Origin of the sequence: Paraburkholderia sp. J41, from assembly GCF_905220235.1 — a bacterium.
Lineage (GTDB): Bacteria > Pseudomonadota > Gammaproteobacteria > Burkholderiales > Burkholderiaceae > Paraburkholderia.
Genome location: NZ_CAJMZE010000045.1, coordinates 1 through 25,538, shown reverse-complemented (window position 1 = coordinate 25,538; position 25,538 = coordinate 1). Strand labels below are relative to the sequence as shown.

Annotated in this window: 25 protein-coding genes; 5 read left to right on the top strand and 20 right to left on the bottom strand. The window is 64.4% G+C overall.

Annotated elements, in window-relative coordinates:
- Window positions 1-5 precede the first annotated feature (5 nt).
- The 12 genes from U5805_RS28685 to U5805_RS28630 all read right to left on the bottom strand — a co-directional run bounded on the left by U5805_RS28685 (window position 6) and on the right by U5805_RS28630 (window position 10,747).
- A complete protein-coding gene (locus U5805_RS28685; RefSeq protein WP_322106894.1) occupies window positions 6-227 on the bottom strand; it encodes a hypothetical protein in 222 nt (73 codons plus the stop codon).
- Window positions 228-648: 421 nt separating this feature from the next.
- Window positions 649-1,263 (bottom strand): hypothetical protein, encoded by a 615-nt coding sequence (locus tag U5805_RS28680; RefSeq protein WP_322106893.1) that lies wholly within the window; start codon window positions 1,261-1,263, stop codon window positions 649-651.
- Between the two features lie 46 nt (window positions 1,264-1,309).
- On the bottom strand, window positions 1,310-2,095 hold the full coding sequence (locus tag U5805_RS28675; protein ID WP_322106892.1) for a molybdopterin-dependent oxidoreductase: 786 nt from the start codon (window positions 2,093-2,095) through the stop codon (window positions 1,310-1,312).
- 5 nt (window positions 2,096-2,100) lie between these two features.
- Window positions 2,101-2,694, bottom strand: coding sequence for a cytochrome b/b6 domain-containing protein (locus tag U5805_RS28670; protein WP_322106891.1), 594 nt, complete (start codon window positions 2,692-2,694; stop codon window positions 2,101-2,103).
- Window positions 2,695-3,028: 334 nt separating this feature from the next.
- The gene (locus tag U5805_RS28665; protein ID WP_322106890.1) at window positions 3,029-3,880 is read right to left on the bottom strand and encodes a polysaccharide deacetylase family protein; all 852 of its coding nucleotides are present in this window, start codon (window positions 3,878-3,880) and stop codon (window positions 3,029-3,031) included.
- Complete coding sequence (locus U5805_RS28660; RefSeq protein WP_322106889.1) at window positions 3,877-4,995, bottom strand: glycosyltransferase family 4 protein; 1,119 nt, start codon at window positions 4,993-4,995, stop codon at window positions 3,877-3,879. The genes U5805_RS28665 and U5805_RS28660 overlap by 4 nt, the downstream gene beginning before the upstream one ends.
- A 478-nt stretch (window positions 4,996-5,473) precedes the next feature.
- Window positions 5,474-6,157, bottom strand: coding sequence for an amino acid ABC transporter permease (locus tag U5805_RS28655; protein WP_322106888.1), 684 nt, complete (start codon window positions 6,155-6,157; stop codon window positions 5,474-5,476).
- On the bottom strand, window positions 6,154-6,885 hold the full coding sequence (locus U5805_RS28650) for an amino acid ABC transporter permease (RefSeq protein ID WP_322106887.1): 732 nt from the start codon (window positions 6,883-6,885) through the stop codon (window positions 6,154-6,156). Before U5805_RS28650 ends, U5805_RS28655 begins: the two co-directional genes overlap by 4 nt.
- A 77-nt stretch (window positions 6,886-6,962) precedes the next feature.
- Complete coding sequence (locus tag U5805_RS28645; RefSeq protein ID WP_322106886.1) at window positions 6,963-7,796, bottom strand: ABC transporter substrate-binding protein; 834 nt, start codon at window positions 7,794-7,796, stop codon at window positions 6,963-6,965.
- A 280-nt stretch (window positions 7,797-8,076) separates the two neighbouring features.
- Entirely contained in the window at window positions 8,077-8,991 is a 915-nt protein-coding gene (locus U5805_RS28640; RefSeq protein WP_322106885.1) for an NAD(P)-dependent oxidoreductase, read from the bottom strand.
- Window positions 8,988-9,377 (bottom strand): carboxymuconolactone decarboxylase family protein, encoded by a 390-nt coding sequence (locus tag U5805_RS28635; protein ID WP_322106884.1) that lies wholly within the window; start codon window positions 9,375-9,377, stop codon window positions 8,988-8,990. Before U5805_RS28635 ends, U5805_RS28640 begins: the two co-directional genes overlap by 4 nt.
- A complete protein-coding gene (locus U5805_RS28630) occupies window positions 9,374-10,747 on the bottom strand; it encodes an MFS transporter (RefSeq protein ID WP_322106883.1) in 1,374 nt (457 codons plus the stop codon). The genes U5805_RS28635 and U5805_RS28630 overlap by 4 nt, the downstream gene beginning before the upstream one ends.
- Before the next feature lie 135 nt (window positions 10,748-10,882).
- Between U5805_RS28630 and U5805_RS28625 the strand changes: the two genes are divergently transcribed.
- The 3 genes from U5805_RS28625 to U5805_RS28615 all read left to right on the top strand — a co-directional run bounded on the left by U5805_RS28625 (window position 10,883) and on the right by U5805_RS28615 (window position 14,132).
- Window positions 10,883-11,575, top strand: a complete 693-nt coding sequence (locus U5805_RS28625) for a GntR family transcriptional regulator (protein WP_322106882.1) — start codon at window positions 10,883-10,885, stop codon at window positions 11,573-11,575.
- 475 nt (window positions 11,576-12,050) lie between these two features.
- A complete protein-coding gene (locus U5805_RS28620; protein ID WP_322106881.1) occupies window positions 12,051-12,977 on the top strand; it encodes a hypothetical protein in 927 nt (308 codons plus the stop codon).
- Window positions 12,978-13,037: 60 nt separating this feature from the next.
- Window positions 13,038-14,132, top strand: coding sequence for a TAXI family TRAP transporter solute-binding subunit (locus tag U5805_RS28615; RefSeq protein ID WP_322106880.1), 1,095 nt, complete (start codon window positions 13,038-13,040; stop codon window positions 14,130-14,132).
- A 98-nt stretch (window positions 14,133-14,230) separates the two neighbouring features.
- Here the strand turns inward: U5805_RS28615 and gnd are convergent, their stop codons facing one another.
- The 7 genes from gnd to U5805_RS28580 all read right to left on the bottom strand — a co-directional run bounded on the left by gnd (window position 14,231) and on the right by U5805_RS28580 (window position 21,112).
- Window positions 14,231-15,256: a phosphogluconate dehydrogenase (NAD(+)-dependent, decarboxylating) gene (gnd, locus tag U5805_RS28610; RefSeq protein ID WP_322106879.1), complete on the bottom strand. Its 1,026-nt coding sequence runs from the start codon at window positions 15,254-15,256 to the stop codon at window positions 14,231-14,233.
- Between the two features lie 647 nt (window positions 15,257-15,903).
- Complete coding sequence (locus U5805_RS28605; RefSeq protein WP_322106910.1) at window positions 15,904-17,082, bottom strand: branched-chain amino acid ABC transporter substrate-binding protein; 1,179 nt, start codon at window positions 17,080-17,082, stop codon at window positions 15,904-15,906.
- 588 nt (window positions 17,083-17,670) lie between these two features.
- Window positions 17,671-18,099 (bottom strand): hypothetical protein, encoded by a 429-nt coding sequence (locus tag U5805_RS28600; RefSeq protein WP_322106878.1) that lies wholly within the window; start codon window positions 18,097-18,099, stop codon window positions 17,671-17,673.
- 125 nt (window positions 18,100-18,224) lie between these two features.
- Window positions 18,225-18,512, bottom strand: a complete 288-nt coding sequence (locus U5805_RS28595; RefSeq protein ID WP_322106877.1) for a PTS sugar transporter subunit IIB — start codon at window positions 18,510-18,512, stop codon at window positions 18,225-18,227.
- 13 nt (window positions 18,513-18,525) lie between these two features.
- Window positions 18,526-18,987 carry a PTS sugar transporter subunit IIA gene (locus U5805_RS28590; RefSeq protein ID WP_322106876.1) on the bottom strand — a complete coding sequence of 154 codons (462 nt, stop codon included), beginning with the start codon at window positions 18,985-18,987 and terminating at the stop codon, window positions 18,526-18,528.
- A gap of 31 nt (window positions 18,988-19,018) precedes the next feature.
- Entirely contained in the window at window positions 19,019-20,422 is a 1,404-nt protein-coding gene (locus U5805_RS28585; RefSeq protein ID WP_322106875.1) for a PTS galactitol transporter subunit IIC, read from the bottom strand.
- Window positions 20,423-20,689: 267 nt separating this feature from the next.
- Complete coding sequence (locus tag U5805_RS28580; protein WP_322106874.1) at window positions 20,690-21,112, bottom strand: helix-turn-helix domain-containing protein; 423 nt, start codon at window positions 21,110-21,112, stop codon at window positions 20,690-20,692.
- Between the two features lie 108 nt (window positions 21,113-21,220).
- Between U5805_RS28580 and U5805_RS28575 the strand changes: the two genes are divergently transcribed.
- A complete protein-coding gene (locus U5805_RS28575) occupies window positions 21,221-21,991 on the top strand; it encodes an SDR family oxidoreductase (protein WP_322106873.1) in 771 nt (256 codons plus the stop codon).
- 135 nt (window positions 21,992-22,126) lie between these two features.
- Here U5805_RS28575 and U5805_RS28570 read toward each other — a convergent pair whose 3' ends face one another.
- Window positions 22,127-22,504 (bottom strand): RcnB family protein, encoded by a 378-nt coding sequence (locus U5805_RS28570; RefSeq protein ID WP_322106872.1) that lies wholly within the window; start codon window positions 22,502-22,504, stop codon window positions 22,127-22,129.
- 363 nt (window positions 22,505-22,867) lie between these two features.
- Between U5805_RS28570 and U5805_RS28565 the strand changes: the two genes are divergently transcribed.
- Complete coding sequence (locus U5805_RS28565) at window positions 22,868-25,405, top strand: ATP-binding protein (protein ID WP_322106871.1); 2,538 nt, start codon at window positions 22,868-22,870, stop codon at window positions 25,403-25,405.
- The last annotated feature ends 133 nt before the right edge of the window (window positions 25,406-25,538 follow it).

Genomic DNA, 25,538 nt, shown 5'->3' with positions numbered 1-25,538 from the left:
GCGCGTCAATCCTTGATGAAGATACGCTGCTCTTTTGCCGTGTCGATCCGAAACTCCGCAATGCGTCCGGCGCGGATATCGAGCAACAGGCGCTCCAGAGCGTCGAGCTTGTCGGATATCTGGCCCACCGACTTGAAAAGCCTCGCGGACCGGTTTCCCGAAGCGGCTTCCTGCGCTTCGAGCACGAGCCGGATGGCGTCCGCGCGCGACACGAATATGCGATTCATTCGACCTCCTTGCCGGTTCGCCCGCCACGCTAGCACGATCGTGTAACGCGTACAGGCGCGGCCGCCGCGCAATATCGGCAACGCTTGCCAAAAGTCACGGCACCGCGCCTGTGCGGCGCGGTTTCGGCCGCGCGAAAGGCGCTCGCCGCCGGGCAATGGTAGCAACGGCGGCAACCGTGTCAATCGCGGCAATCGTGTGAATGCGCGAACCGGCAAGCGAACAAGAACCGGGAAGTGCGGCGCCGACGCGCGCCAGGCGCAAAGCGCCGCATCGTCGAACGACGATGCGGCTCGACGCGGCGCCGCTGTGTGTCGCGCGATAGCGCAAGCGCGGCAGCCGCGCCCGCCGCGACAGCGGCGAGAAAGAGGCAGCAAGAAAGAAGCGAAGGGTAAAAGGCGCGCTGTACGCGCGCCTTCGGCATTACATCGGCGGGACGACGCCGTTCTTTTCCACCACCACGCGCTGCGCCGTGTAAGCGCCCTGCGACGCGGGCATGGCCACCACGAACACCTGCTTGCCCGGCGCGAGATCCGTGCGCGAAGCCGGCGTGAACGTCACGATGGGCACGTTCGGCGGCACCGTCACCTGGTTGCTGCCGCCCTTGTACGAGAGCTTCAGATTGCGGCCGTCGGTGCCCTGCACCACCGTGTCGACGTTGGCGTTCGTCATCGTGCTGTTCGGGCCGAGGTCCCACGCATAGTGGCCTTCGCCCGTGCCGCGCGCGGCTTCGGGGAACACCACGACTTCGGTGGCCGTGAGCTTGCCGTCGGTGCCGGTCGTGGCCGCCGTGCCGACGAACGAACCCGGCTTGATGTCCGAAAGCTGCATGGCCTTCACGGCCGAGACCGGCACGTTCGACGCGAGGTCGATCGACACCGTGTCGCCGCTGCGGCGATGCACCTTGAGCGTGTTGCCGTCGAGCGAGACGATATCGCCGCGAATGCGCGCGGGCTTCGCGTTGGGCGTCTGCGCCAGCGCGGCGCCTGCGAACGCCATGGCGGCAACGGTGACGCCGAGTTTCAGTCGAATGGACATGAATGCTCCGTTAGATGGATTGCGTTGAGAAAGAAACCACTTCACTTCAGGAACCGCCGAACCAGTTGTAGCCCTGGTTCTCCCAGTAACCGCCGGGATACTCGTTCGTCAGCGCGATCGCGACGATATGCTTCGGATTCTTGTAGCCGAGCTTGGTCGGCATGCGCAGCTTCATGGGGAAGCCGTATTTCGGCGGCAGCACGTCGCCGTCGTAAGTGAGCGTGAGGAGCGTCTGCGCATGCAGCGCGGTGGGCATGTCGATGCTGGTCCAGTAGTTGTCCGCGCAATGCAGCGAGACGTACTTCGCCGTCGTGTCCGCGCCCGCGCGACGCAGAAAATCGGCGAACCGCACGCCGCCCCAATGCCCGATGGCGCTCCAGCCTTCAATGCAGATATGCCGCGTGATCTGGCTTTCCTGCGGCAGCGCGCGCAATTCGTCGAGCGTCCAGGTGCGCTTGCCGTTCGCGAGGCCGCCGACTTGCAGCTTGTAACTCGCGGCATCCACTTCGGGCACGTCGTCGATGTCATAGAACGCGTTGAACGGAAACGGCCGCGTAATCATCGACTCGGGATACGTGGGCGCCATCTTGTTCGGATCGAACAAGAGCCCTTGCACGCGGTCGTTGAAGGACGACATCGTGCGCAGCGCCGTATTGACCGATTTGTCGTTCGACAGATCGCAGCCCGAAAGCATGGCAATGCCGCCGAGCGTGAGAATCTGCTTGCCGAGCAGACGGCGCGCCGGACTCTTCAATTCGTTGCGCGCGTCCTTGATGATCGACTCGCCGTGCGCAAGAAGAAAGTCGCTGGGTTTCTTTCTGAAAAGACTCATGTCGATTACCGTCCGCGAATCATCAACAGCAGCGAGCGCGGCACGAGCGCAACCATGACCACGTGTACGACGAAAAACGCCACCAGCACGCTCATCGCGCAAAAATGCACGATGCGCGCGTTGTCGTAACCGCCCATGAGCGTGCGCAAGAGCGGGAATTGCACCGATTTCCACACCGCGAGGCCCGAGAGAATCACGAGCGCGATATCGACGATGACCACGAGGTACGCGAGCTTCTGGATCGCGTTGTAGCGCGTGAGGTCGTCGTGGCCCAGCTTGCCGCGCAACGCGGCCACGAGATCGCGCGCGACGGCGCGCGGGCTGATCGGCAGGAGCTTGCGCCACAAGCGTTTCGAAAGAATATTGAGCGCGAGATAGACGAGAAAATTCGCGACCAGCAGCCACATGAACGCGAAATGCCATTGCAGCGCGCCGCCCAGCCAGCCGCCCAGCGTGATCGAGGCCGGAAACTGGATGCGCGGGAAGATCGGCGAGGCGTCGTAAATCTGCCAGCCGCTCATCACCATCAGCACGACCGCCAACGCGTTGATCCAGTGCGTGATGCGGACCCAGATGGGTTGAACCGTCGTTTGACTCATTTGCAGGCTCGCGGGTGAGTGAAGGTGTCAACGAACCCGGCGGCCACCGGCCACGTTGCTCGCGGTGGTGATGCCGTGACAAGCGCACAAACACGCACCGCGAGGCTTTATTCCGGGCGCCGGAAAATTTGTTTGCGAATGAGGCGAGCGGCACGGCGCGAAATGCCGGAAAGCCGCGCCGGGTCAAGGCGCGAGCCACGTTGGGAAGTCACGCTGGGAAAGCCGCGCTGGGAAGTCACGTTGAGAAGCCAGAAGCCGCGTTGGGCAAAAATGACGAAACGCGAGAGCAAGCGGCGAGGCAGCCGTTGCGGCCGCCCCGCGCGAAGCGTTCGAGCTAGCGTTTGATGCGCAGGTACGCGCGGCTGATCGCGGGCCGCGTATGCACCCAGAGCCGCGACGCGAGCCACGAAACCGGCCGGTCGCGCACTTCGAGCCGAGAAATCGAGCGCGGCGCGTCGTTGTCCGCGCTCCCGGCATCGGCGCGTTTGGCGCTGCGGTAATTCGGGCCGGTCTCGCAGGTGTAGAGATGCCGGAACCCGGCATCGCGCGCGGCGCTCAGATAGTCGTCGTCGTAATAGCCTTGCGGCCAGCACAAATGGTCGGAAGCCTCGCCGAGCCGCGCTTGCAGCACCGCGCGCGATTGCGCGAGATCGCATGCGAGGCGTTCGCGCTTCTCGTCCGCGCTGGCGCTCGCCTTGTCCCAGCGAACGTGGCTATGCGTGTGGCTGTGAAACTCGAACGTGCCCGCCGCGCGCATGGCGTCGATCTCCGACCAGCGCAGGATCGCGCGATCGGTTTCGCCGTGGTCGATGGCCGCCTCGCCCGCGCGATGGCCGAGCAGCGGCGGCAGCGCGCCGCCCGTGCCCGCGTGCGCGCGCGCCGCGCCGGCGCCGGGCCAGCCCGTCACCAGAAAGCACAGCGCCGTGAGACCGTGCGCCTGAAGCACGGGATGCGCGTGTACCCAGTTGTCGAGATAGCCGTCGTCGAAAGTGAGCATCACGGACTTCGCGGGCAGCGGCTCGCCCGCGAACCACGCGGCAAGCTGCGCGCCGCCGATGGTCCGGTAGCCGGCCCGCGCGAGCCATGCCATCTGCGCGGCGAAATGCGCGGGCGACACGGTAATCATGCCCGGCGAGGTGCTGACGTGGTGATACATCAGCACCGGAATCGCTTTCGCGTGCTTCACGCGGCCGCCCGCCAACGCCGTGCCGCCGACTCGCGCCGCGCCGCCAGGCCGCGCCGGTAGAAGTCCACCGTTTCGCTCGCCATGATGTCCACCGTGAAGTGGCCGTCGGTTCTGGCAAGACAGGCCGCGCCGAAACGCGCGCGCAGCGGCGCGTCGTCCACGAGTTTTGCGATTGCCTCGCTCAGCGCCGCCACGTCCTTCGCGGGCACGAGCAGGCCGTTCACGCCGTCGTCGATCAGTTCGGGCACGCCGTCCACGCGCGTGCCGATCACGGGCAGCCCCATCGCCATCGCTTCGATGAATGCCTGGCCGAGCGCTTCCTGATGCGTGGGCAGCACGAACAGGTCGCAGCCGCGCAGCACGTTGTTCACGTCCTTGCGAAAGCCGAGCATGTGGATGCGATGCGAGAGGCCGAGCTCGGCGATCATGGCCTGGAGGCGGCCGAATTCCTGGCCGTCGCCGACCATGGCGACGTGCAGATGCGGCCGCTCGATCATCAGCGGGCGCACGGCGGCGATCAGTTCGTCGTGGCCTTTCTTGCCGCGCATGATCGCCACGATGCCGGCGATCACCGCGTCGGGGCCGAGGCCGAGTTCGTCGCGCAGCGTGGAGCGCTCGATCGGCGCGGGCTTGTGAATGCCGTCGTAGATCGTTTCCACGCGGTTTTCCGGCACGCCCGCCGAAATCAGGTAGTCGCGCACGTAACGGCTCACGGCCACCACGCGATGCGGAAAGCGGTTGTAGGTGGCGAGCGACGTGATCGGCAGCGCGAGATGGCGCGTGCGCACGATCAGCGGCGTGAGCGCGAGGCGCCCCGCCATGCCCGCCACGAGACTGTCGTGGCCGCTATGGGTATTCAGGACATCGAACTGTCCGCGCACGAGAATCGAGCGGATTTTCAGCATGGACCGCACGTCGAAGCCAGAGCGGATTCGCGCGTGATGCACCGCGAAGCCTTCGGCCTGCGACCGCGCGCCCATCACCGCGTCGGCGGGACATACCAGTTCGACGTGATGACCGAGCGCGCGCAGCGCGATCATCTCTTTCAACGTGCGGACTTCCTGACCGCCCCATCCCCGCGACGACTCGCTATGGAGAATGCTCAATGCCTTCATGAACTGCGTGCCTCCTGGCAGTGTGGTTGCAACGGCGTGGGGCGTGTAATTTTTGGTAATTTTAACTTCGGACCATGCCGCCATGCTGCGCTATCTCAACCTGGATGCGGGTGAGCGAGCGACGCCGTGATGGCAAGGATCACGAAATTTCACGAGTTAACGGCAGCGCAGGCCAGTCCGTTGACAAAATTGTTTCTATTTTTTACAGGAAATTTTCAGCGCCGAAAAACGGTGAAAGGCAAACGTTTGGCGGAAAGGAAGGCTGGCGGGGCGCGGCGGATTTGGCGCGCGTCGCCAGATCAGGGAAAACCATGGGAGCGGACGCGCACGGCGCGCGACGAAAGGCGCGGTCGGCGAAACGCGCGCGACCGGGCACGACCGGGCACGACCGGGCACGACCGGGCACGACCGGGCACGACCAGGCGCGACCGAGCGCGATCAGGCGCGACCGAGCGCGAGGAAGCGCAACCCGGCGCGCTCAGCGTGCCGGCTTGCGGCGCAGGATCAGGGCGTTGGCGATCGCGTGCAGCGCGCCGCACAGCAGCAGATAAACAAGCCCGACGAACAGGAAAATCTGCGCCGGATACACCAGCAGTCGATTGTTCAGTTGATTGGCAAGGAACGTGAACTCCGGCACGCCGACAATATAGGCGAGCGACGTGTCCTTCACGAGCGACACCCACTGATTGACGAACGACGGCATCATCACGCGCACGGCTTGCGGCAGGATCACGCAGCGCAACGCCTGCCAGCGCGTGAGGCCGAGCGAGAGCGCCGCCTGACGCTGGCCGCTGCCGATCGACGCAATGCCCGCCTGCACCGAATGCGAGAGATACGCGCCGCCGATCAGCGCGAGCGCGCACACGACGGTCGCGAGCCCCGGCACGTCCACGTGCAGCAAGATCGGCATCAGGAAGAACGTCCAGAAGATCAGCATCAGCACGGGAATCGCGCGAAAGAACGCAATGGCGGCCGTGAGCGCGAGATGCGCAAGGCCGCGCGTCATGGCGAGCGCGATGCCGCCCGCGAGACCGAGCGCGGCCGCGAGCAACGCCGACATCACCGACAATGCGACGGTCAGCGCCACGCCGCCGAGCGGACCCGCCGGAAACGTGCCGAGCAGCAAATAGCGCAGCGTGGGCCACCAGTCGAGGCCGCTCATGCGCGGCCTCGCTGCACGACGCGCGTGCCGGTGTGCTGCCAGATCACCAGCGCCGTTTCGATGGCCGCGATCGCGAGCACGTAGAACACGGTGGCCGTGCCGAACGCCTGAAACGTGCGGAAGCTTTCCGTATCGACCTGGCGCGACATGTACGAAAGTTCGCCCACGCCGATCGCCATCGTCAGCGAGGAATTCTTGATGACGTTCATGTATTGGCCGGCAAGCGGCGGCGTGGCGATGCGCAGCGCTTGCGGCAGGATCACGTAACGCAGCGTCGCGTAGCGGCTCATGCCGAGCGCGGCGGCGGCCTGCCCTTGCGAGGGACTCACGCCGCGTATGCCCGCGAAAAATTCCTCGCCGATGAACGCCGTCGTGTAGACGGTGAGGCCGACCCAGCCCGCGAGCAGTTCGAAGGTGGGCCAGCGCAGCGCGAGCGGCCCCAGCGCGGCCGCGTGCGGGGTGTTGAGCCACGTCATCCAGTCGGACGGCAGGATAGCGGCCACGCCGAAATACCAGAACAGCAGTTGCACGAGCAGCGGCGAATTGCGGAACGCGAACACGTAAAGCGCGGCGCCGCGCGCAATGACGCCCTGACGCGCCCCGCGCGCGACGGCCAGCGCGAACCCGAGCGGCGTGGCGCACAACGAGGCGCAGGCGGACAACATCAGCGTGACGAAAAAACCGTGTTCGAGCCACGCGAGATACTTCGGTTCAAGCCAGTTATGCATGGATCGGCGTTAGAAAAGCCTGAAACTTCAGCGCGCCCGACGAACCGCCGGACGTGCCGAAGGCGTGTTGCATCGCTTTAGCCGTTCTTTTGCGGGTCGCCGATCTTGAAGAGGCGCGGCAGCGGTGCGGCGCTTTTCGGGCCGAACCACTTGTCGTAAATCTGCGCGGCTTCGCCGTCCGCTTCGAGATGTGTCAGCGTGCCGTTCACGGCGTCGAGCAGGCGCGTTTCGCCCTTGGGCACGCCCACGCCTTCATAGTCGTTCGAGATCGTGAACGGCGACACCTCGTACTTCGTCTTGTCCGGCGCGCGCGCGAGCAAAGCCACGAGCTTCGGGCCGTCCTGCGTGATGGCCTGCACGTTGCCCGTGCGCAGCGCGGCGAAGGCGAACGGCGTGTCGTCGTAGGCGACGATGGTGGCGCCGGGGAATTTTGCGCGCACCTGCTGCTCGTTGGTCGTGCCTTTATCGGCACCGATGCGCAGGCCGTTCAACTGATCCGGCGACTTGAGCACGCCCTTCTTCGCGATGAACTGCGTGCCCGAGGCGAAATACGGCGTGCTGAAGTCGACTTCCTTCTTGCGGTCGTCGGTGATCGTGAAGTTGGCGAACACGAGATCGACCTTGCCCGACTTCAGGAACGCCACTCGATTGGCGGGATTGGTCGGCTGCACTTCGAGCTTCACGCCCAGGCTTTTCGCCACGGCACGCGCATAGTCCACGTCGAGCCCGACGATCTGGTTGTCTTTCGGATCGACGAAACCGAACGGCGGATTGCTGTCGAACGCGGCCACGCGCAGCACGCCCGCGCGCTTGATGTCGTCGAGACGATCCGCGTGCGCGGCCGTCGAACCCACGGCCAGCAGCGCCGTCAACAGTGCGGCAGGCACTGCGCCCCAGATGCTCTTTTTCATTGTCGGAATTCCTTCGTGTGTTGCGCCGTGCGCTGTCACTGCGTCGCGTGAACCGCAGCGCTGGCGAAGCTCGCAGCGTAGCGGCGCAACGGTCGCGAAGGAACCAACCATTTGTCAGATCGAAAGCGGCAATGGCGATTTGGCGTTCCGGGCGGCTTGCGTGTCTCCTTGCGGCGCGGCCGGGGCAAATGCGCACCCGGCCGCCCGCCGCGGAAGTTCGGCCGCGATATCCGCGATACCCGCGATTTCGGGGGACGCCATACACGCCTTGACCGGCCGCTTACTCCGGCACTCCAGTCTCGCGAAGCTCGATGCCCGCCATCATCTCGCTGAAACGCGCCATTTCGGTGTGATCCTTGCCGTGTCCGAGCGCAGCCGCGGCCGCGGACCACAACTCGCGGCACAAGGAGGAAAACGGCACGGCAACGCCGCCGTCGTTCGCCACTTCGAGCGCGATGCCGAGATCCTTCGCGAGCAGGTCCAGCCCGAAATTGCTGTTGAACGCGCGCGACAACACGAACTGCCGGAACTTCTTCTGCGTGCTGTTGTTCATGCCCGTGGAGGCATTGAGCACGTCCACCATCTTGCCGGCGTCGAGTCCGAAGCGCTGGCCGATAATCAGCGCTTCCACGCCGATCAGAAAGCCGCCCGCCGACACGAGATTGTTGAGCGCCTTCATGGCCTGCCCCGCGCCGATCCCCCCCACTTCCGTAACGGTCGTGCCCATCTGGCGCAGCAACGGCATCGCACGTTGCACGTCCTGAGCGGCGCCGCCCGTCATGATCGCGAGTTCGCCGGCTTTCGCGCGCGATACGCCGCCCGACACCGGCGCGTCGATCATCGCATAGCCCGCGTCCGCCAGCCGCGCGGCGAGCGACTGCGTGACCGAGGGCACGCCCGAAGTCATGTCGACGACGATGGCGCCCGCCGCGAACGTGCCGATCAACGGCGTGAGCAGCGACTCGACGTGCCGGCTGGTCGGCAGGATCGTGACGACCGCATCGGCGTCGCGCACCGCCGCTTCCACGTTCGCGGGCGCGCTGCCGCCCACTTCGGCGGCGAAGCGTTCCGCGCGTCCCGGCGCGATGTCGTGGACCGCCACGTCAAATCCCGCGCCGACGAGACGTGCGGCCATCGGCCAGCCCATATTGCCGATGCCCACGAACGCGACCTTCCTGAAACCTTCCGCGCTCACTTCAACGCTCCTTCGCTCACGAGCACTTCGTGCGCGGCCTTGAACGCGCTCAGGCCGTGCGGAATGCCCGAGTAGGCGGTGGCATGCAGCAGCGCCGACTTGATTTCCTCGACGCTCACGCCGTTGTTCAGCGCGCCCTTCACGTGCAGCTTGAGTTCGTTGGTATGCCCGGCAACCGTCAGGAGTGCCAATTGCATGAGACTGCGCGTGCGGCGGTCGAGCGTGTCGTCGCCCCATGCCCAGCCCCAGGCCCACGCGGTGGTCGCGCGCTGAAACGCCATCATGAACGCGTCGGCCTTTTGCATCGAGGCATCGACATATTCGGCGCCCAGCACCTCGCGGCGAATCGGCATGCCCTTCTCGAACAGCGCGGTATCTTCTTTCACGACTCCACTCCTTTTTGCAGAACGATGGTTTCAGAAGGCGTGACCGACTCCAGCGAACGCCCCGTGGTGCGCGGACCGATCAGCGCAACCACGAGAGCGACCAGCAGCCAGCACACCGAGATATAAGTGAAGACGCTCATGTAGCCGAAGCCGACGTAGAGCGTGCTCACGATAAACGGGCCAATCACGTTCGTGAGGCGCCCGAGCCCATAACAAAAGCCCGTGCCCATCGAACGCAGATGCGTGGGATACGACTCGGGCGTGTAGATGTAAAGCGTTGCGTTCATCAACTGGATCGTGACGGTCACCATCGCACCGAAAATCACGATGAACACCGGAGAAGGCGCGAGGCCGTACGCCACGCCCGACACGGCGATCACGAGCGCGTCGACGGCCACGATCCATTTGCGCTCGAAACGCTCGACCACGCCGCTCGCGAGCCACGCGCCGATCGGGTTGCAGATCGCGATCAGGCTCGCGTATTCGAGCGAATGCGCGACGCTGAAGCCGCGCTCCACGAGCAGCGTCGGCACCCACGCAACAAAGCCGTAAAAGCCGAAGGTCTGGAAAATCCAGATCAGCGAGAGGCCGATCGTCTGTGCGCGGTAGCCGGGTGCGAGCAGATCGCGCACCGAAACCTTGCCGTGCGCGCCCGCGCCGTCGGCTGCCGCTTCCTTCACGATCGCGCCGGTTTCCGGCGTGCGTCCCGCCGCGCGTTCGAGCTTTTCCAGCGCGCGGCGCGCGTCGTCGAGGCGCCCTTTCATCAGCAGCCAGCGCGGCGATTCGATCAGCCGCAACGCAAACGGAATCGCAAGGAGTCCCAGGCTTCCCCAGACGAACACGAGACGCCACGCCCACGGCGCGACAGGCACGACGAGCCGGGCCACCCATGCCGTCGCCGGAATGCCGACGAGGCCGAGCGTGAAGATCACGCCCATCACCTTGCCTCTTAGCCGCGCCGGAAAAAATTCGCTGATGTAGACGTTGGCGATCACCGTCATCGAAGAAAGCCCGATGCCGGTCAGAAAGCGAAACGCGGCGAGCGAGAACACGTCCCACGAAATCGCGTTGAGCAGCGAAAACAGCGTGTACACGAGAATGCTGAGAATGAACGCGCGCTTGCGGCCGATGCGGTCGGCGAGCAGGCCGCCGCTCGCCCCGCCGATGAACATGCCGCCGAAACTAAACGACGTGATGAGCGCGACGTCATGCACCGGAATCTTCCAGTGGCTCACGATGGCGGGCGCCGCGTACGCGAAGGTGTTCAAGTCCGCGAGTTCGAAGAAATAGGCAAATGCCAGCGCGCAGGCCGCGACTTTGTGAAAAGTCGTGATCGGCAGCGCGTCCATGCGGCTACTGATGGTGCTCATCGGGTCTCCTCCATTTTTATCAGATTGTCCGTCAATCCGGCAATTGATGGAGCGCACTATGACACCACGCAGATTGTCTGTCAATCTGCAAATCTGTCCGTTATGTTAAAATTACGGTCCCGATGCGAGAACCCGATGAAGAACGATTCCCTCAAGATCACGCCCCTTTCCGTGCGAAGCCAGGTGGAGGCGGGGTTGCGTGCGGCCATTACGTCCGGCCGTTTTCTGCCTGGCGATCACCTGCCGGACCGCCTGCTGTGCGAGACCTTCGGCACGAGCCGCAGCGTCGTGCGCGAGGCCATTCGCTTGATGGAAGCCGAAGGGCTCGTGGTGGTGCATGCGAATCGGGGGCCGTTCGTGGCAACGCTGTCGATGGAGGAAGCCGCCGACATCTATGAGATTCGTGCCTCGCTCGAAGCGCTGGCCGGCGAAGGTTTCGCGACCAAGGCAAGCGACGAGGACCGCGCCGAGTTGCGCCGCGTCTATGAGGAATTGCGCTCGGCGGGCGTCGACCGCGACCAGCTCATCGACATCAAGCGCCGCTTTTATGAAGTGCTCACGCGCGGCAGCGGCAACAAGCTGATCAAGGGCATGCTCGATCGACTGCTGATTCGCAACTCGCAACTGCGCGCGCTCTCGCTCTCGAGCAAGGGGCGGCTGCCGGAAACGATCGAAGAGATCGGCCGCATCATGCATGCGATCGAGCGCAAGGACGGCGTGGCGGCCGCGAACGCGTGCCGCGCGCATATCAAGGCGGCGGCGCAGGTCGCGCTGCGCATTCTCGCGGAACGCGAGCGCCGGCCCGATGCGGCGGTCGGCGAGCGCTGATTGCGCCTTAACGGCAATTCAATCGGTTGAATGTGCGTTAGCCGACATAGCCGCTTCATTTATCTACTTCGATAAATAAAAATCTCGCGTGCCGTGCGTAACAACCTTTAAAGAGTCTTTAAAGAGTCTTTAAAGTGCCTTTAAAGAGCCTTTAAAAACAACACGTTTCGTTCGCTGCAATAAGGGGGTCCGCACATAAAGGACGCGGGTTCGAGCGCGACTTGTGTGCGCTAGGTAACAACGGCGATTGACGCGCCCTTCGAAAGCACCCATATTTTCTTCACGCGGCGGCACTCGGTCATGCCTGCCGCTCTCCTGCGCATGTCGATCGTGGGTTCCGCGAGTCCTCGCAGACCGCTTCAACGACGATCCTGAGCATGCCGAAACGGCATCGCCATTACGGTGGGTCGACAGCATGTCCGCTCAGTTTAGTCGTGACCAGAGTTTCCCCGCACCGTGCCGGCACTGTGGCGGAATGCTCTACCAATACGTCGATTGCTGCCCTTATTGCGGCATGAAGCGCCCGCTCGACGGCGCCACGCATCCGAGCGCCACGGCGCCGCCCATTTCCGGCGGCGCGAAGATTGCCGCGGGCGCGCACGCCGCCGAGCGCCCGACGATCAAACCCGACTATCAACCGCACTCGCCCTTCGAGCACGCGGCGCCGTACCCGCAAGCAAGACTCGGAATTTTCACCAAGGCGCTGCTGTTTTTTGCATTCGCACTCCTGATCTTGTTCGCCCTCTATCTGATATTCGGAGAACGCCACAGGCAGAACGGCGCGAACGGCCCGAACGGCGACGAGGACGTGCATTCGTCGGGCGGCCGGGTTTCGTTTTTTTCGTCCCGATCCCCCGCGAGCCCGCCGCCGGCAACGAGCACCCAACCGGCCACGCAAGCGCGCACGGCGCTGCAATTCAAGGACGTGCCCGACAGCCTGCGCGCCGCGCGCGCGAGCCTCGCGCAAAACGATCTCGCGGGCGCGAAAGCCGCGAACGGCGCCGCGCTGGCACGCGAAGCCGGCAACAGCGACGCGCGCGCACTCCAGCGCGACATCGCCACGCGCGAACAGCGGCGCGACAGCGCATTGCAAAGCGCGGACCGGTGCGCGACGCGACGCGCATGGGCCTGCGTGCAACAACAGGCTTCGGAAGCGCTCGCGATCGATTCGGGCAACGCGCAGGCACAGTCGCTGATGGAACGCGCCATTCTCGCGACGGCGTGGGCGCCGCCGGGCTCGCAGTCCGCCCCGGCGACCGCGATTACGCCGGGCAGCGCCGCGCAAGCGCAAACGCCGGGAAGCGCCGCGCCGGGCGGCAACGAGAACAGCGCGGATGCGCAGCAGCGTGCGATCTTGCAGTCGGGTTGGAAAAACGCCGCGCCCGCAAGCGCAGCCCATTAATCAGATATCCGAAACAGTTCGGATTGCACCGGACTTCCCATTTCTGGCGGGAGAGAGACCATGCTGAAAACGACTCTGGCGGGATTGGCGGCGCTGTGCGCCCTGCTTTGCGCATCGCTCGCCATGGCGGCCGCGAGCGATGCGCACTACAAGATCGTGACCGGCCCCGAGCGCGGCACCTATATCCAGATCGGTCAGGACCTTTCGAAATGGGTGGCGCAACCGGCCGGCATCGACCTTGAAGTGATCCCGTCGAAAGGCTCGGCGGAAAACGTGCAGCGCATGCGCTTCGAACCCGGCGTCAAGCTCGCGCTCGTGCAGTCGGACGTCTATCAGGCTTATGTGGACATGGCCAATTCCGGCAACCAGGACGCGGGCGCCATGATCCGCCCGCTACGGCTCATCATGCCGCTCTACGACGAGGAGATTTACTTCGTCGTGCGTAACGATTCGCCGATGAAAACGATCAACGAGATCAAGGACAAGACGATCAGCGTGGGCTTGATCGGCAGCGGCACGGCGCAGTCCGCGACCACGCTGTACCGGCTGATGTTCGGTCAGCCGATTCCCGAGCAGAACGCGCAGCACCTGAGCAACGAAGACGCGCTGGCCGCGCTGATCGTCAAGAAGATCGACGTCGCCATTATTGTTGCCGGGCAACCCGCCAAACTTTTCACCGATATGAACCCGGCGCTGCTTCAGCAAATCCGCTTTCTGCGCGTGGACCCGAACGCACCCGAAACGGCGCGCGCGAAGCAAACCTACTTTCCCGCGACGATTCGCGTTTCGAGTTACCCCAACTGGCTGAAGGAAGACGTGCCGACCTGGACGGTGAAGGCGTTTCTCGTGACCTACGATTACAACTTGCGCGATACGGTCGGCAATCTCAACCGTTTCGCGGATTCGTTCTGCGAGAACTTCGACGCGCTTCAGGAACACGGGCATCCCAAGTGGAAGCAGGTGAAACTCGAGTTGCCCAGCCTGGGGAAAGGTTGGCAGTACTATCCGCCGGTCGAGCGCCGCTTGCGGGCGTGTCTCGCGCACCGCACGGCGATGCAGGCGGCGGGCACGCAACGCACCGCCGCCGCCGCGCAAAAAGACAATGGCCGGCCTTGCTCGGACCAGGAGCGCCTGCTACTGCTTTGCGGCAAGTAAGCCGGCAATCGGCGTTATCGCCCCGGCTTGTTAGCGCGCGGCGCAATCGCCTCGCGCGCCGCCGCAACGCTCCCGGCGCAACGCTCCCGCCGCAATGCTCAATTGGTCGGTGAGCCCTGCTTTTCCGCGTGACCGCCGAAGTCCTTGCGCATGGCCGAAAGCACGCGATTCGCAAAGTCCGCCTCGCCGCGCGACGTGAAGCGCGCAAACAGCGCCGCGCTCAACACGGGCGCGGGCACGCCTTCGTCGATGGCGGCGTCGATGGTCCAGCGGCCTTCGCCCGAATCGGACACGCGGCCCGCGAAGTCTTTCAGTTCGCCGTCACGCGAGAGCGTTCCGGCGATCAGATCGAGCAGCCACGAGCTGATCACGCTGCCGCGCCGCCACACTTCGGCAATGTCGCCGAGATTCAGATCGTATTGATAGAACTGCGGATCGCGCAGCGGCGAGGTTTCCGCGTCCATTTCGCGCGACTGCTTGCCGGCGTTCGCATGACGCAGAATGTTCAAGCCTTCGGCATACGCAGCCATCATGCCGTACTCGATGCCGTTGTGAACCATCTTTACGAAATGGCCCGCGCCCTGCGGCCCGCAGTGCAAAAAGCCCTGTTCCGCGGTGCTGCCGTCCTGTTGCCGCTCCGCCGTGCGCGGGGCGGCGGCGACGCCCGGCGCGAGCGCCGCGAATACCGGTTCGAGATGCTTCACGACATCCGTTTCGCCGCCGATCATCAGGCAATAGCCGCGCTCGCGGCCCGCCACGCCGCCGCTCGTGCCAACATCGACGTAATGGAGTTTTTTCGCGCCCAGTTCGTTGCCGCGGCGAATGTCGTCGTGATAGTGCGAGTTGCCGCCGTCGATCACGATATCGCCCGGCTCCAGCAGCGGCACGAGTTTGTCGAGCGTCGAATCGACCACGGCGGCGGGCACCATCAGCCAGATCGCGCGCGGCTTTTCCAGCTTCGCGACGAAGTCCTCCAACGACGACGCGCCCGCGATGCCTTCCTGTTCGAGGCGCTGCACCGCCGCGGGCTGAACGTCGAACACGATGCACTGCTGACCGCCTTTCGACAGGCGCCGCACCATGTCCGCGCCCATTCGTCCCAATCCAATCATTCCAAGTTGCATGTGCGGCTCCGGTTGTAGGGTGAATGAAATCGCACCGGCGTCAAACGCCGCGCGTGTTCTACGAGAGCGCGCAATAGCAAGGAAAGTTCCTGCCCGCACGGCCGCATTCGCGTGACGGACCAGCGGGTACGGCGCCTGCTAAGGTTTCCAAACCTTCTAACGACCACGGGGAGTGTTCTTATGAAACGCATGGTACTTGGCGTCCTGATCGCGATCACGAGCATGGCGGCCATCACGCCTGCAATGGCTTACGATCATTGGCATCATCGTTACTGCCACCGCGTTTGGCATCATCATCATTGGGAGCGCGTGTGCCGGTAAGGTAGCGGCACCGCCTTTCGTGCAGCGTGCCGTGCGGGTTCAGCGGATAAAAGCGGCTTACGGATTCCGTACGGTATCGCTGCGCTTGATACCGCTTGATACTGCTCGATACCGCCTGGTATCGGCCGATATTGCACGCGTTGCCGCGGAGCGCAGGTTTCCCGGTCACCGCATCGACTCGGCATCGACGAAAAAAAACGGGCTGCGCCGCAAAGCGTAGCCCGTGTGCAATCCGGCGCGCGTTCGAGCGTTGGGAGAAGCCTGCGCCGCTCGCGCGCGCCGCAGCCGGTACCCGCCGGCCGTTCCTGCTCTTGCGCCTTGCTGCCTTACTTTACGCCGACCGTTTGCGAAGGCACCCACTTGCCGTTGACCACCTTGTAGACCGTCACGCCGCCATATTTCAGGTCGCCGTACTGGTCGTACGAAAGCTCGTTGGTCGTCACGCCCTTCATGTTCGTCGCCTTGAGCGCCGCGAGATAGATGTGCGGATCGGTGGAGTTCGCCTTCTTCATCGCGTTGAACACGGCCATCGTGCCGTCGTAGGCATACGGCGCGTACAGTTCGACGGGATGACCGAAGCGCTTCGTGTAGCGCTTCGAAAAGTCCTTGCCGCTCGGCATCTGCGCGAGCGGGCTGCCTTCGGAAGCGGCCAGCGTGCCTTCCGCCGCCGGGCCGGCGATCTTGATGAGGTTGTCGGACTGAACCATGTCGGGGCCGATCAGCGGCGCCTTGATCGCGAGCGTGCGCATTTGCTTGAGCATGGGCGCGGCTTGCGTGTCGGCGCCGCCGTAGAACACCGCATCCACGTCCGCTGCCTTGATCTTCGTGAGAATCGCGCGGAAATCCACGGCCTTGTCGTTCGTGTATTCCTGATCGACCACGGTGGCGCCCGCCGCCTTCACGGCCTTGCTGAACTCTTCCGCCACGCCCTGACCGTATGCCGTGCGGTCGTCGACCACGGCGAAGCGCTTGAACTTGAGATCCTTCGCTACGTAAGTGCCGAGCACGCTGCCGAGCTGCGTATCCGAAGTCAACAAGCGGAACGTCGTGGGAAAACCGAGGCGCGTGTAATTGGGCGCCGTGGCCATGGCGATTTCGGGAATGCCCGCTTTCGCGTAGATCGGCGCGGCCGGAATGCTGGTGCCCGAGTTGTAATGGCCGATCACCGCCACCACGCCGTCGTCCACGAGCTTTTGCGCGACGGTCGTGCCCGTGCGCGGGTCGGCCTGATCGTCCTGCGCGTCGAGCACGAAGTGTACGGGCTTGCCGCCGATCACGGGGTTGGTCGCGTTCATTTCGTCGATGGCGAATTCCACGCCGCTCTTGAAGTCGGCGCCGTAATGGGCCTGGCCGCCGGTCAGCGGCGCGGCGAAGCCGATCTTGACCTCGGTGGCCTGGGCGAAAGCCGCGTTGCTGGCGAGTGCGGCGGCAGTACACGCGATTCCCGCGATAGCGCGCGCCAGGCCGTGCGCGCGAAGCGGCGAGCGACATTCGATATTGCTCATCAGATCCTTCTCCTCGTTTTCTACGTTATGCATGGGCGCCGCATTGTTGTTCGCCGCACGCGAACCGCGCGTCACGCCGAACATCATTCAGTACGACTGATTATTCGTGTCGATGCGTCATGCGTTCTGGCAACATGAAAGACCGCGTCGAGTCGTGGCAAGCCGGAACCCCCGTCGTTCGAACCATCGCGCCGAAAGTGAAGCGACGCGAGGAAGTATCGCCATCCATATTGCGGGAGACTTGACGGTTTTCGCGTCCCAAAGAGACGAATTCGGCATAGTGGCCGGAGCGCGGCGGGACGGCGCGCTTTTGCCTGCGCGCGCTATTCGGAAGAATCCGTAGAAGGCGCGGCGGCTTGCCGCCGGGCGGTTGCGCCGCGCTGCGGCGGTGTGCGCCCGCGAGCGCGGGCGTGGCGTTCAGGCGTGAACGCCGATGACGATTTCAGCGTAATGCACTAACGCGTCAAAAGCGCGCGTCGAAGGCGCGCGTTAAAGATAACGTCAAAGACGGCGTTAAAGACGGTATTAAATACGGCGACAAGGCTTTTAAAGCGGCGGATTCAAATCCGCGATAACCGCCGCCGGCTTTCAGCCGCGCTCCAGCAGCCCTTTGATCAAAAACATTTCGGCCTCGTGTACGGTGCCCATCTGGGTCCATTCGGCGTCGGTTTGCGTGGCGAGACGCCACGTCAGCAGGCTCACCACCGACTGCGCTTCGCCCAGTTTCAGCAGCGGGCCGGGTATCACGCGCGACATGTTGCGAAACTGCATGGTCTCGGGCGAGGCGCCCACTTCGTAGTCGACCTGCAAACGCGCGCGATCGACATGCAGTCGCACATAAGTATCCTTGCCGCTGAACACCGATTGCCCGACGAACACCCCGGGCGAGGCTTCGCGCCGGTCGAAACTGCCCCACGCCCAACGGCCCTGGCGTATGCCGTCCGACATGATCTCGAACGCGGCTTCGGCGGGCCGTTCGATGAGAATGCTGCTCGAATGGCAATAAGGATCTTGCATGAGTCCTCCAGGGCATCGGGTAGTGAAGCGCCGTATTGCGCACTTGAACGTCCAAGCCTGGTGCAAGCCCGTTGGCGGGTCAAATTTGCTTTAAATATCCGCGCTATAAACGGCGCGGATAACGCTTACTTTCTTAACTCGGCTTCGATCTCGTCGAACACCCTGGCCTTGCCGACGCCCGTGAGAAACGCGAGCCCCTTGATCACGGGCTTGGTGACCGAGCCGGAAATGGGCGTGGTGGAAACGATGAAATCGACTTGATCGGCCAGCGAAGGCACTTCGGTCGCCTTGGCTTGCTGCGCGTTGAAGGTCAAGCCGCGCCGCTTCATTTCCTCCGTCACCGCCACGTTCACGGCCGTGGAGGTGGCAACGCCCGTCCCGCACGCGAACAGCACCGTTTTCATCCTGCTCATCGTCTCTCTCCGTTTAGCTCAATGCCGCCTTGAGGTTGTCCAGATTGCGAGCGGCCGTCAGCAATGCGACCTTGCGCGCATCCTGGATCGTCGCGATGATCGCCTGCAAGGTTTCGATCTGCTGATCCTTGTCGTTGATGGCGAGCAGGAACACGATGCTCACCGGCACGCTTTCGTCGGGGTCTTCCATGTTGGCGAAATCGACGGGCGTTTCGAGCGTGGCCACGGCCACGCCCGCGCGAACGACGTGATGCGGGTCGGTATGCGGCACGGCCACGTTGTGGCCCGCTTCCATGTCGAGCCCCGTGGGCAGCTCGCGCTCGCGCGCGATCACGGCGTCGGCGAAACCGGGCTTCACGTAGCCGCGCGCTTCGAGCTTAGCCGCCAGCATGCGGATCACGGCTTCGCTGCTGGTTGCATCGCTTTGCAAAATAATTGCTTCGGGGTCGAGAAACGTCCCGAGTTGCGCTGCCATCTCCACCTCCTCGTCGTGCGGACGAACAAGCTCAGATCGTACCTTGTTCCGCTTCGTCCGCGCCGGCCGCGCGCTCCCAGCCCGGCGAATTGCGCCGGTAAATCGCGAACGCGGCCGCAATGACCACGACCAGCAGCGCGATGCCGCCCACGCCGAGCCATTGAATCGCGGTGATGATCACGTACGGCACCCACAGGAAGCCGTCCACCACCGAAGTGATTTGCAGCGCGTTCTTCGGCAGCTTGAAACCCGACGCCACGGCCGCGTGCGTGAACAGCGGCGCCAGCGCATTGGCCACGTAAAAGCCGATGGCGAGCGTGACCGTGCCGATCACGACCATGCGGAACACGTTGCCTTTGACGAGCGGCGCCGTCAACGCAACGATAAACGGAATCACCGCGAGATCGGCAAAGAGGATCACGCGGTTGCCGGGCAGCACCACCGAAAGAATGATGGCGATGGGCACGAGAATCAGCGAAGACGAAATCGCCGAAGGATGACCGATCAGAATCGCCGAATCGAGGCCGACCAGCAGTTCGCGGTCGCCGGTGCGCTTGCGCACGAATTCCTGCGCGGCGTCGGACACGGGCAGCAAGCCTTCCATCAGCACCTTCACCATGCGCGGCAGCAGCAGCATGACGGCGGCGAGCGTCATGCCCGTGCTCAGGATCTTCGCGAGAATCACGTCGAGCGAACCCGCGTTGTAGAACGCGATGGTGCCGAGCACGAGGCCCAGGACGAGGCCGAGCACGACCGGCTCGCCGAATACGCCGAAGCGTCGCTCGATGGTTTCCGTATTGATATTGATCTTGTTGATGCCGGGAATGCGGTCCAGCACCCAGTTCAGGACGATGGCGACAGGCAGGATTTGCGCGGAAGCCAGATGCGGCACGGACACGCCGGGCACGTCGTAGAACTGCTGCACCGCGCGGGCGGACCAGTCGGCGAACAGCAGCGAAAGCGCCGCAACGGCGGCCGCGACGGCAATGCCATAGGCGAGATTGTCGGTGGCCGCGACCACCAGCGAGCCCACGAAGGCGAAGTGCCAGAAGTTCCACACGTCGACGTTCAAGGTGCGCGTCCAGCGCAGCAGCAACAGCGCGATGTTCACGAGAATCGCGACCGGAATCACCCATAAGCCGACCGTCGAGCCGAACGCGATGGCCGCCGCCGAAGGCCAGCCCACGTCGAGAATGTCGCGGCGAATGCCGGTGTTGGTGACGATGGCCTGCGCCACCTGGCCGATCGACGTGAACATGAGCCCGAGCACGAGATTGATGCCGATGAACGCCACGCCGATAGTCACCGCCGCGCGAAAAGCCCGGCCCGCTTTCGCGCCCAATACCAGCGCGATCACGAAAATCACCACGGGCAACAATACCGTGGGGCCGAGTGCGTCGATTGCCGCTTTTATCTGCGCGAGAATTACGTCCATGGTCTCCTCCGGTATTCTGTCGAGTATTCGCGGGAAGGCTTTCCCGGCCGTCATTGCGCGGGCCGGATTCATGTGCAATTCCTGCTTTAATCGCGAATCGGGGCGCGACTCAAGCGCGAATTAAAACCTCGGCTTAAAGCCCGTTACGAAAGCGCGCTGCAACGCACGCAATGCACATTTGTTTTTTACAATATCACTTCGTACACTCGATAGACAAGCGCCCGCGTGACGGAAACGGGCGGACCAGGGTGAGTCCGGATACGGCGCTCACGACGCGGTGCGCCTTGCCTGCAACGCGCGCAATTCGGCCTCGTGCCGTTCCGCCCATTGCCACACGCTGCAAAACGCGGCGCACAGGCTCAAGCCCAATTCGGTGAGTTCGTATTCCACACGCGGCGGCACTTCGGGATGCACGGTGCGCAACACGAGCCCGTCGGCCTCCATTTGCCGCAAGGTCTTGGTCAACATGCGCTGGCTGATCGAACCCACGAGTTCGCCCACGCGCGTAAAACGCAGCACGCCGTTTTGCTCCAGCACTTCGAGCACGCACATCGTCCATTTGTCGGCGATACGGCCCAGCACGTCGAGCACGAGCGCGTCGAGTTCCGGGCGCGGCTCGTGCCGACCGGACGCGTGTTTTTTCGGCGGTTTGAATACGATGCGCCGTTCTTCGGGTTTGGTTTTCGCCATGGCTTATCCCATTACTTACACCGATGTGCGTACCGCACAAAACAGTGCCTACTTCCTGTTTGAGAGTGAATGGCCTACGCTATCACAACCTCACACAGGAGAGTAGCCATGCAGATTAGCGGAAACACCATTCTGATCACGGGCGGCGGGTCGGGCATCGGGCGCGCGCTCGCCGAGGCGTTTCACAAGCGCGGCAATCAGGTGATCGTCGCGGGACGCCGTCAGGCCGCGCTCGACGAAGTCGCCGAGGCCAATCCGGGCATCGCCACGGCCACGGTGGACCTGAGCGACGCGCGGGACATCGCGCGCTTCGCGGCGCAAATCGCCGGCGACCATCCCAGGCTCAACGCGCTGTTGAACAACGCGGGCATCATGCAGCCCGAGAACTGGAGCGCTGAAAACGTCGATCTCGCCACGGCCGAGGCAACCATTGCCACCAACCTGCTCGCGCCGCTGCGCCTCACGGCCGCGCTGCTGCCGCTGCTGCGCAAACAGGCGAAATCGACGGTGCTGACGGTTTCCTCGGGGCTCGCGTTCCTGCCGCTCGCGCCCACGCCCACCTATAGCGCCACCAAGGCCGCGATTCATTCGTTCAGCGAATCGTTGCGTTATCAACTGAAGGACACGAACGTCGACGTGATCGAAATCGCGCCGCCTTATGTGCAAACCGAGCTGATGGGCGCGCAACAGGCGAGCGATCCGCATGCCATGCCGCTCGCGGCGTTCATCGACGAAGTCATGCAGATTCTGGAAACGCAGCCCGATGCGCACGAAGTGCTGGTGCAGCGCGTGCATCCTCTGCGATTCGCGGCGGAGCAAGGGCGCGAAGGTTACGCGAAGGCATTCGCGCAACTCAACGACGCGTTCGCCGCGCGTTGAGTTGCGACTTGAATCATGCTTTAAATCGCGCTTCGAATCGTGCGTTAATTCGCGCGTAAAACCCGCTTGACCGAACGCGCCGGCCCCATGCGTGCAATGCGCATGGGGCCGGCGTGCGCTATTGAGGCGCGAGCTTCAGCGAGCCGAAATCACCACGTTGGCGATCAGACCCGTGGCGATGGCGGCGAGTACGTAGTCGCCGTTGACGCCCACCCAGTGATAACCGCGCGGCGGCGCCGAGAGGCCGTGGCCGTGCCAGTCGTCCACCACGTAATTGCGATCGCGATACTCGCCCGGCAGGCGTTCGCCCTTATGCCAGTCCGAGTGCGGCACCGGACCGCCCGGGCGGTCGATGGACGCATCGTGCATGGGTGCGCCGTGGCCCCGATACCCGCCGCGCGGGTCGCCGTGCCCGCCGCCGCGTTGATCGGGACCATGAGGCTGGGCGAACGCCGAGGCGGAGGTGCCCAGCATTGCCACGAGAAGGCAGCGCGCAATCGTCTTTCGGTTCATGGTTGTCCTCGTTGTGAATGACTCGTTAATGGCTTCAGGCGTGACCGAGCCCAAACCGTCTCCGGGAGCATGAAACGTGCCCCGCACCCAAGCCGGTACAATGCAGCGCGACGGCTTCGGTGCCGCGATCCGGGCGGGCAGCCCATTGTGAGGCATCCGCGCCGCCCGTGCGTTCTTGCCGGCAAGCGCGCACGGCGCATGCGCCGAACGTTCGTATTCCCGCCATCGAAAGCGCGACGGCGGCGAGCACGCGCAAAAGCCACGGCGCGCCCGCGCGATCCCGCGAAAGCTTGCCGTCCGGGGCGTTGCTCGGCATTATTGCGCGCGACGCCCGTACGCCGCCCTTGAACCAGTCTTCGCCGGATGAACCACGACCTCGATCCCACTCGCCGCCTGGCGGCACTCGCACGTTTGAACGTGCTGGACACGCCGGCGGAGCCGGTCTTCGACGACCTCGCCGGCGTCGCGGCCGCCGTTTGCCGCGCACCCTGCGCGGTCGTGAGTTTCATCGACGAAAACCGTTTGTTCCTCAAGGCCGAGCGCGGCCTGGGCGTGCGCGAACTGCCGCTCGCACCCGGTGCCGCCGCTATTCTGCTACGCGAGCGTTTCGTGCAGATGTCGCACGCGCACGGCCTGCCCTTTCTCGCCGATGAGAATGACGCCGCCGCTCGCGCGCCGCTGCGCTTCTATGCGGGCGCACGCATCGAGACCGCGGACGGCGTGGCGATCGGCGCAATCGGCGTGTTCGACGTCGAGCCGCGCGAGTTCGACGCGCAACTCGACACGCAGCAGCAAGAAGCGCTCGGCGCGCTCGCGCGCCAGGCGGCGGCCGCGCTCGAACAGCGCGACGCCACGCGCCATGCCGAGGCCGAGCGGGCGCGCTACGACGCGCTTTTCAACGCCATCGACGACGGCTTTTGCGTCATCGAATTCATCGACGGCCCGCATGGCCCGCTGAGCGACTATTTGCATATCGAGGCGAATTCCGGCTACGAGCGCCACAGCGGCATTCCCGACATCGTGGGCAAGACGCTGCGCGACATCGAGCCGGGCGAAGCCGCCGACCGCTGGGCCGAACTCTACGGCGAAGTGCTGCGCACGGGCACGCCCGCGCGTTTCGAGCGCTATTTCGTGAGCGCGGGCCGCCATATCGAAGTCTCGGCGACGCGCGTGGAGCCCGCCAGCCTCAAGCGCGTTTCGGTGCTGTTCCGCGATATCGAAGCGCGCAGGCAGGCCGAGGAAGCGCTGCGCGCCAGCGAAGCGCTCGCGCGCCGCAATATCGAGCGGGTGCAGCTCGCCCTCGACGCGGGCGCCATTCTCGGCACCTGGTTCTGGGACATTTCGCGCGACCGCCTGACCGTGGACGAGGCGTTCACGCACGCTTTCGGCGTCGATCCCGCGCTCGAACTCGGCGACCTGAGCCTCGCGGACGTCATCGGCAACGTGCATCCGGACGACCGCGCCGCGCTGCGCGCCGCGATGAACGAAGCGATCGCGCGCGGCGGCCAGTACGCGCACCAGTACCGCGTGCGCCGCGCCGACGGGCGCTATTACTGGATCGAGGCCAACGGACGCGTCGACCTCGGGCCGGACGGCACGCCGCTGCATTTTCCGGGCGTGCTGATGGACATCGAAAAACGCCGCGCAGTGGAAGCCGAGCGCGATCGCGCGGCGGCCTCGCTGCGCGCGCTCAACGACACGCTAGAGCAGCGCGTGGCCGAACGCACCGCCGAGCTGATGCGGGCCGAGGAGCAACTGCGTCAAGCGCAGAAAATGGAAGCCGTCGGGCAACTCACGGGCGGCCTCGCGCACGACTTCAACAATCTGCTCGCGGGCATCTCCGGCTGGCTTCAGGTGCTGAGCATGCGGCTCAGTCAAGGCCGCCTCACGGATTTCGAAAAGTACGTGATGTCGGCGCAGGAGGCGGTGCGGCGCGCGGCATCGCTCACGCATCGGCTGCTGGCGTTTTCGCGCCGGCAAACGCTCGATCCGCGCCCGACCAACGTCAACGCGCTGGTCAACGGCATGACCGACCTGATCCAGCGCACGGTCGGCCCCGGCATCAAGGTGGACGCCGTGGGCGCGCCCGATCTGTGGCCCGCGCTCGTCGATCACGGCCAGCTCGAAAACGCGCTGCTGAATCTCTGCATCAACGCGCGCGATGCGATGCCCGACGGCGGGCGCATCACGGTCGAAACGGCCAATCAACATATCGACATGGAAACGGCGAGGCAGCTCGACATGCCGGCGGGCGCCTATCTTTCGCTGAGCGTCACCGACACCGGCACCGGCATGACGCCCGACGTGATCGCCAAGGCGTTCGATCCGTTCTTCACGACCAAGCCGATCGGCATGGGCACCGGGCTCGGTTTGTCGATGATCTACGGTTTCGCGAAGCAGTCGGGCGGCCAGGCGAAGCTTTATTCCGAGGTCGGCCGAGGCACGACGGCGCGGGTTTACTTGCCGCGCCATCTGGGCGAGGCGGGCAGCGAACCCGCCGACGCGCGCACGTCCCAAGCCGCCAGCGCCACGGCGAGCGAAACGGTGCTGGTGGTCGACGACGAGCCGAGCGTGCGCGAACTCATCTCGCACGTGCTCGAGGAACTGGGCTACACCGTGATCGAGGCGAACGACAGCGCGGCGGGCTTGCGGGTGTTGCAGTCGGACGTGCGCATCGACCTGCTGGTCAGCGACGTGGGACTGCCGGGCGGCATGAACGGCCGTCAGATGGCGGACGCGGGCAGGCAGACGCGCCGCGACCTGAAGGTGCTTTTCATCACCGGTTACGCGGAAAGCTCGGTCATCGGCGATGGGCAACTCGAACCCGGCATGCAGGTGCTGACGAAACCGTTCGACCTGGAAACGCTGACCGCGAAGGTCCGGCAACTGGTGGAACGGTGACGCGCGACGCGTGTGAAAGCGCGTGGGTGTTTCGGGTGTCGATGGTTGATGTCGATGTCGATGTTGATGGTTAGTGGTCGATGTTGATGGTCGACGGCTGGCGCTCGATGCCAATGGTTATGCGAACGACGAG

Excerpts from the sequence above, each read along its gene's own strand:
- U5805_RS28685 (WP_322106894.1), bottom strand. The coding sequence starts at position 227 with ATGAATCGCATATTCGTGTCGCGCGCGGACGCCATCCGGCTCGTGCTC.
- U5805_RS28680 (WP_322106893.1), bottom strand. The coding sequence starts at position 1,263 with ATGTCCATTCGACTGAAACTCGGCGTCACCGTTGCCGCCATGGCGTTC.
- U5805_RS28675 (WP_322106892.1), bottom strand. The coding sequence starts at position 2,095 with ATGAGTCTTTTCAGAAAGAAACCCAGCGACTTTCTTCTTGCGCACGGC.
- U5805_RS28670 (WP_322106891.1), bottom strand. The coding sequence starts at position 2,694 with ATGAGTCAAACGACGGTTCAACCCATCTGGGTCCGCATCACGCACTGG.
- U5805_RS28660 (WP_322106889.1), bottom strand. The coding sequence starts at position 4,995 with ATGAAGGCATTGAGCATTCTCCATAGCGAGTCGTCGCGGGGATGGGGC.
- U5805_RS28655 (WP_322106888.1), bottom strand. The coding sequence starts at position 6,157 with ATGAGCGGCCTCGACTGGTGGCCCACGCTGCGCTATTTGCTGCTCGGC.
- U5805_RS28650 (WP_322106887.1), bottom strand. The coding sequence starts at position 6,885 with ATGCATAACTGGCTTGAACCGAAGTATCTCGCGTGGCTCGAACACGGT.
- U5805_RS28645 (WP_322106886.1), bottom strand. The coding sequence starts at position 7,796 with ATGAAAAAGAGCATCTGGGGCGCAGTGCCTGCCGCACTGTTGACGGCG.
- U5805_RS28630 (WP_322106883.1), bottom strand. The coding sequence starts at position 10,747 with ATGAGCACCATCAGTAGCCGCATGGACGCGCTGCCGATCACGACTTTT.
- U5805_RS28625 (WP_322106882.1), top strand. The coding sequence starts at position 10,883 with ATGAAGAACGATTCCCTCAAGATCACGCCCCTTTCCGTGCGAAGCCAG.
- U5805_RS28620 (WP_322106881.1), top strand. The coding sequence starts at position 12,051 with ATGCTCTACCAATACGTCGATTGCTGCCCTTATTGCGGCATGAAGCGC.
- U5805_RS28615 (WP_322106880.1), top strand. The coding sequence starts at position 13,038 with ATGCTGAAAACGACTCTGGCGGGATTGGCGGCGCTGTGCGCCCTGCTT.
- gnd (WP_322106879.1), bottom strand. The coding sequence starts at position 15,256 with ATGCAACTTGGAATGATTGGATTGGGACGAATGGGCGCGGACATGGTG.
- U5805_RS28605 (WP_322106910.1), bottom strand. The coding sequence starts at position 17,082 with ATGAGCAATATCGAATGTCGCTCGCCGCTTCGCGCGCACGGCCTGGCG.
- U5805_RS28600 (WP_322106878.1), bottom strand. The coding sequence starts at position 18,099 with ATGCAAGATCCTTATTGCCATTCGAGCAGCATTCTCATCGAACGGCCC.
- U5805_RS28595 (WP_322106877.1), bottom strand. The coding sequence starts at position 18,512 with ATGAGCAGGATGAAAACGGTGCTGTTCGCGTGCGGGACGGGCGTTGCC.
- U5805_RS28590 (WP_322106876.1), bottom strand. The coding sequence starts at position 18,987 with ATGGCAGCGCAACTCGGGACGTTTCTCGACCCCGAAGCAATTATTTTG.
- U5805_RS28585 (WP_322106875.1), bottom strand. The coding sequence starts at position 20,422 with ATGGACGTAATTCTCGCGCAGATAAAAGCGGCAATCGACGCACTCGGC.
- U5805_RS28580 (WP_322106874.1), bottom strand. The coding sequence starts at position 21,112 with ATGGCGAAAACCAAACCCGAAGAACGGCGCATCGTATTCAAACCGCCG.
- U5805_RS28575 (WP_322106873.1), top strand. The coding sequence starts at position 21,221 with ATGCAGATTAGCGGAAACACCATTCTGATCACGGGCGGCGGGTCGGGC.
- U5805_RS28570 (WP_322106872.1), bottom strand. The coding sequence starts at position 22,504 with ATGAACCGAAAGACGATTGCGCGCTGCCTTCTCGTGGCAATGCTGGGC.
- U5805_RS28565 (WP_322106871.1), top strand. The coding sequence starts at position 22,868 with ATGAACCACGACCTCGATCCCACTCGCCGCCTGGCGGCACTCGCACGT.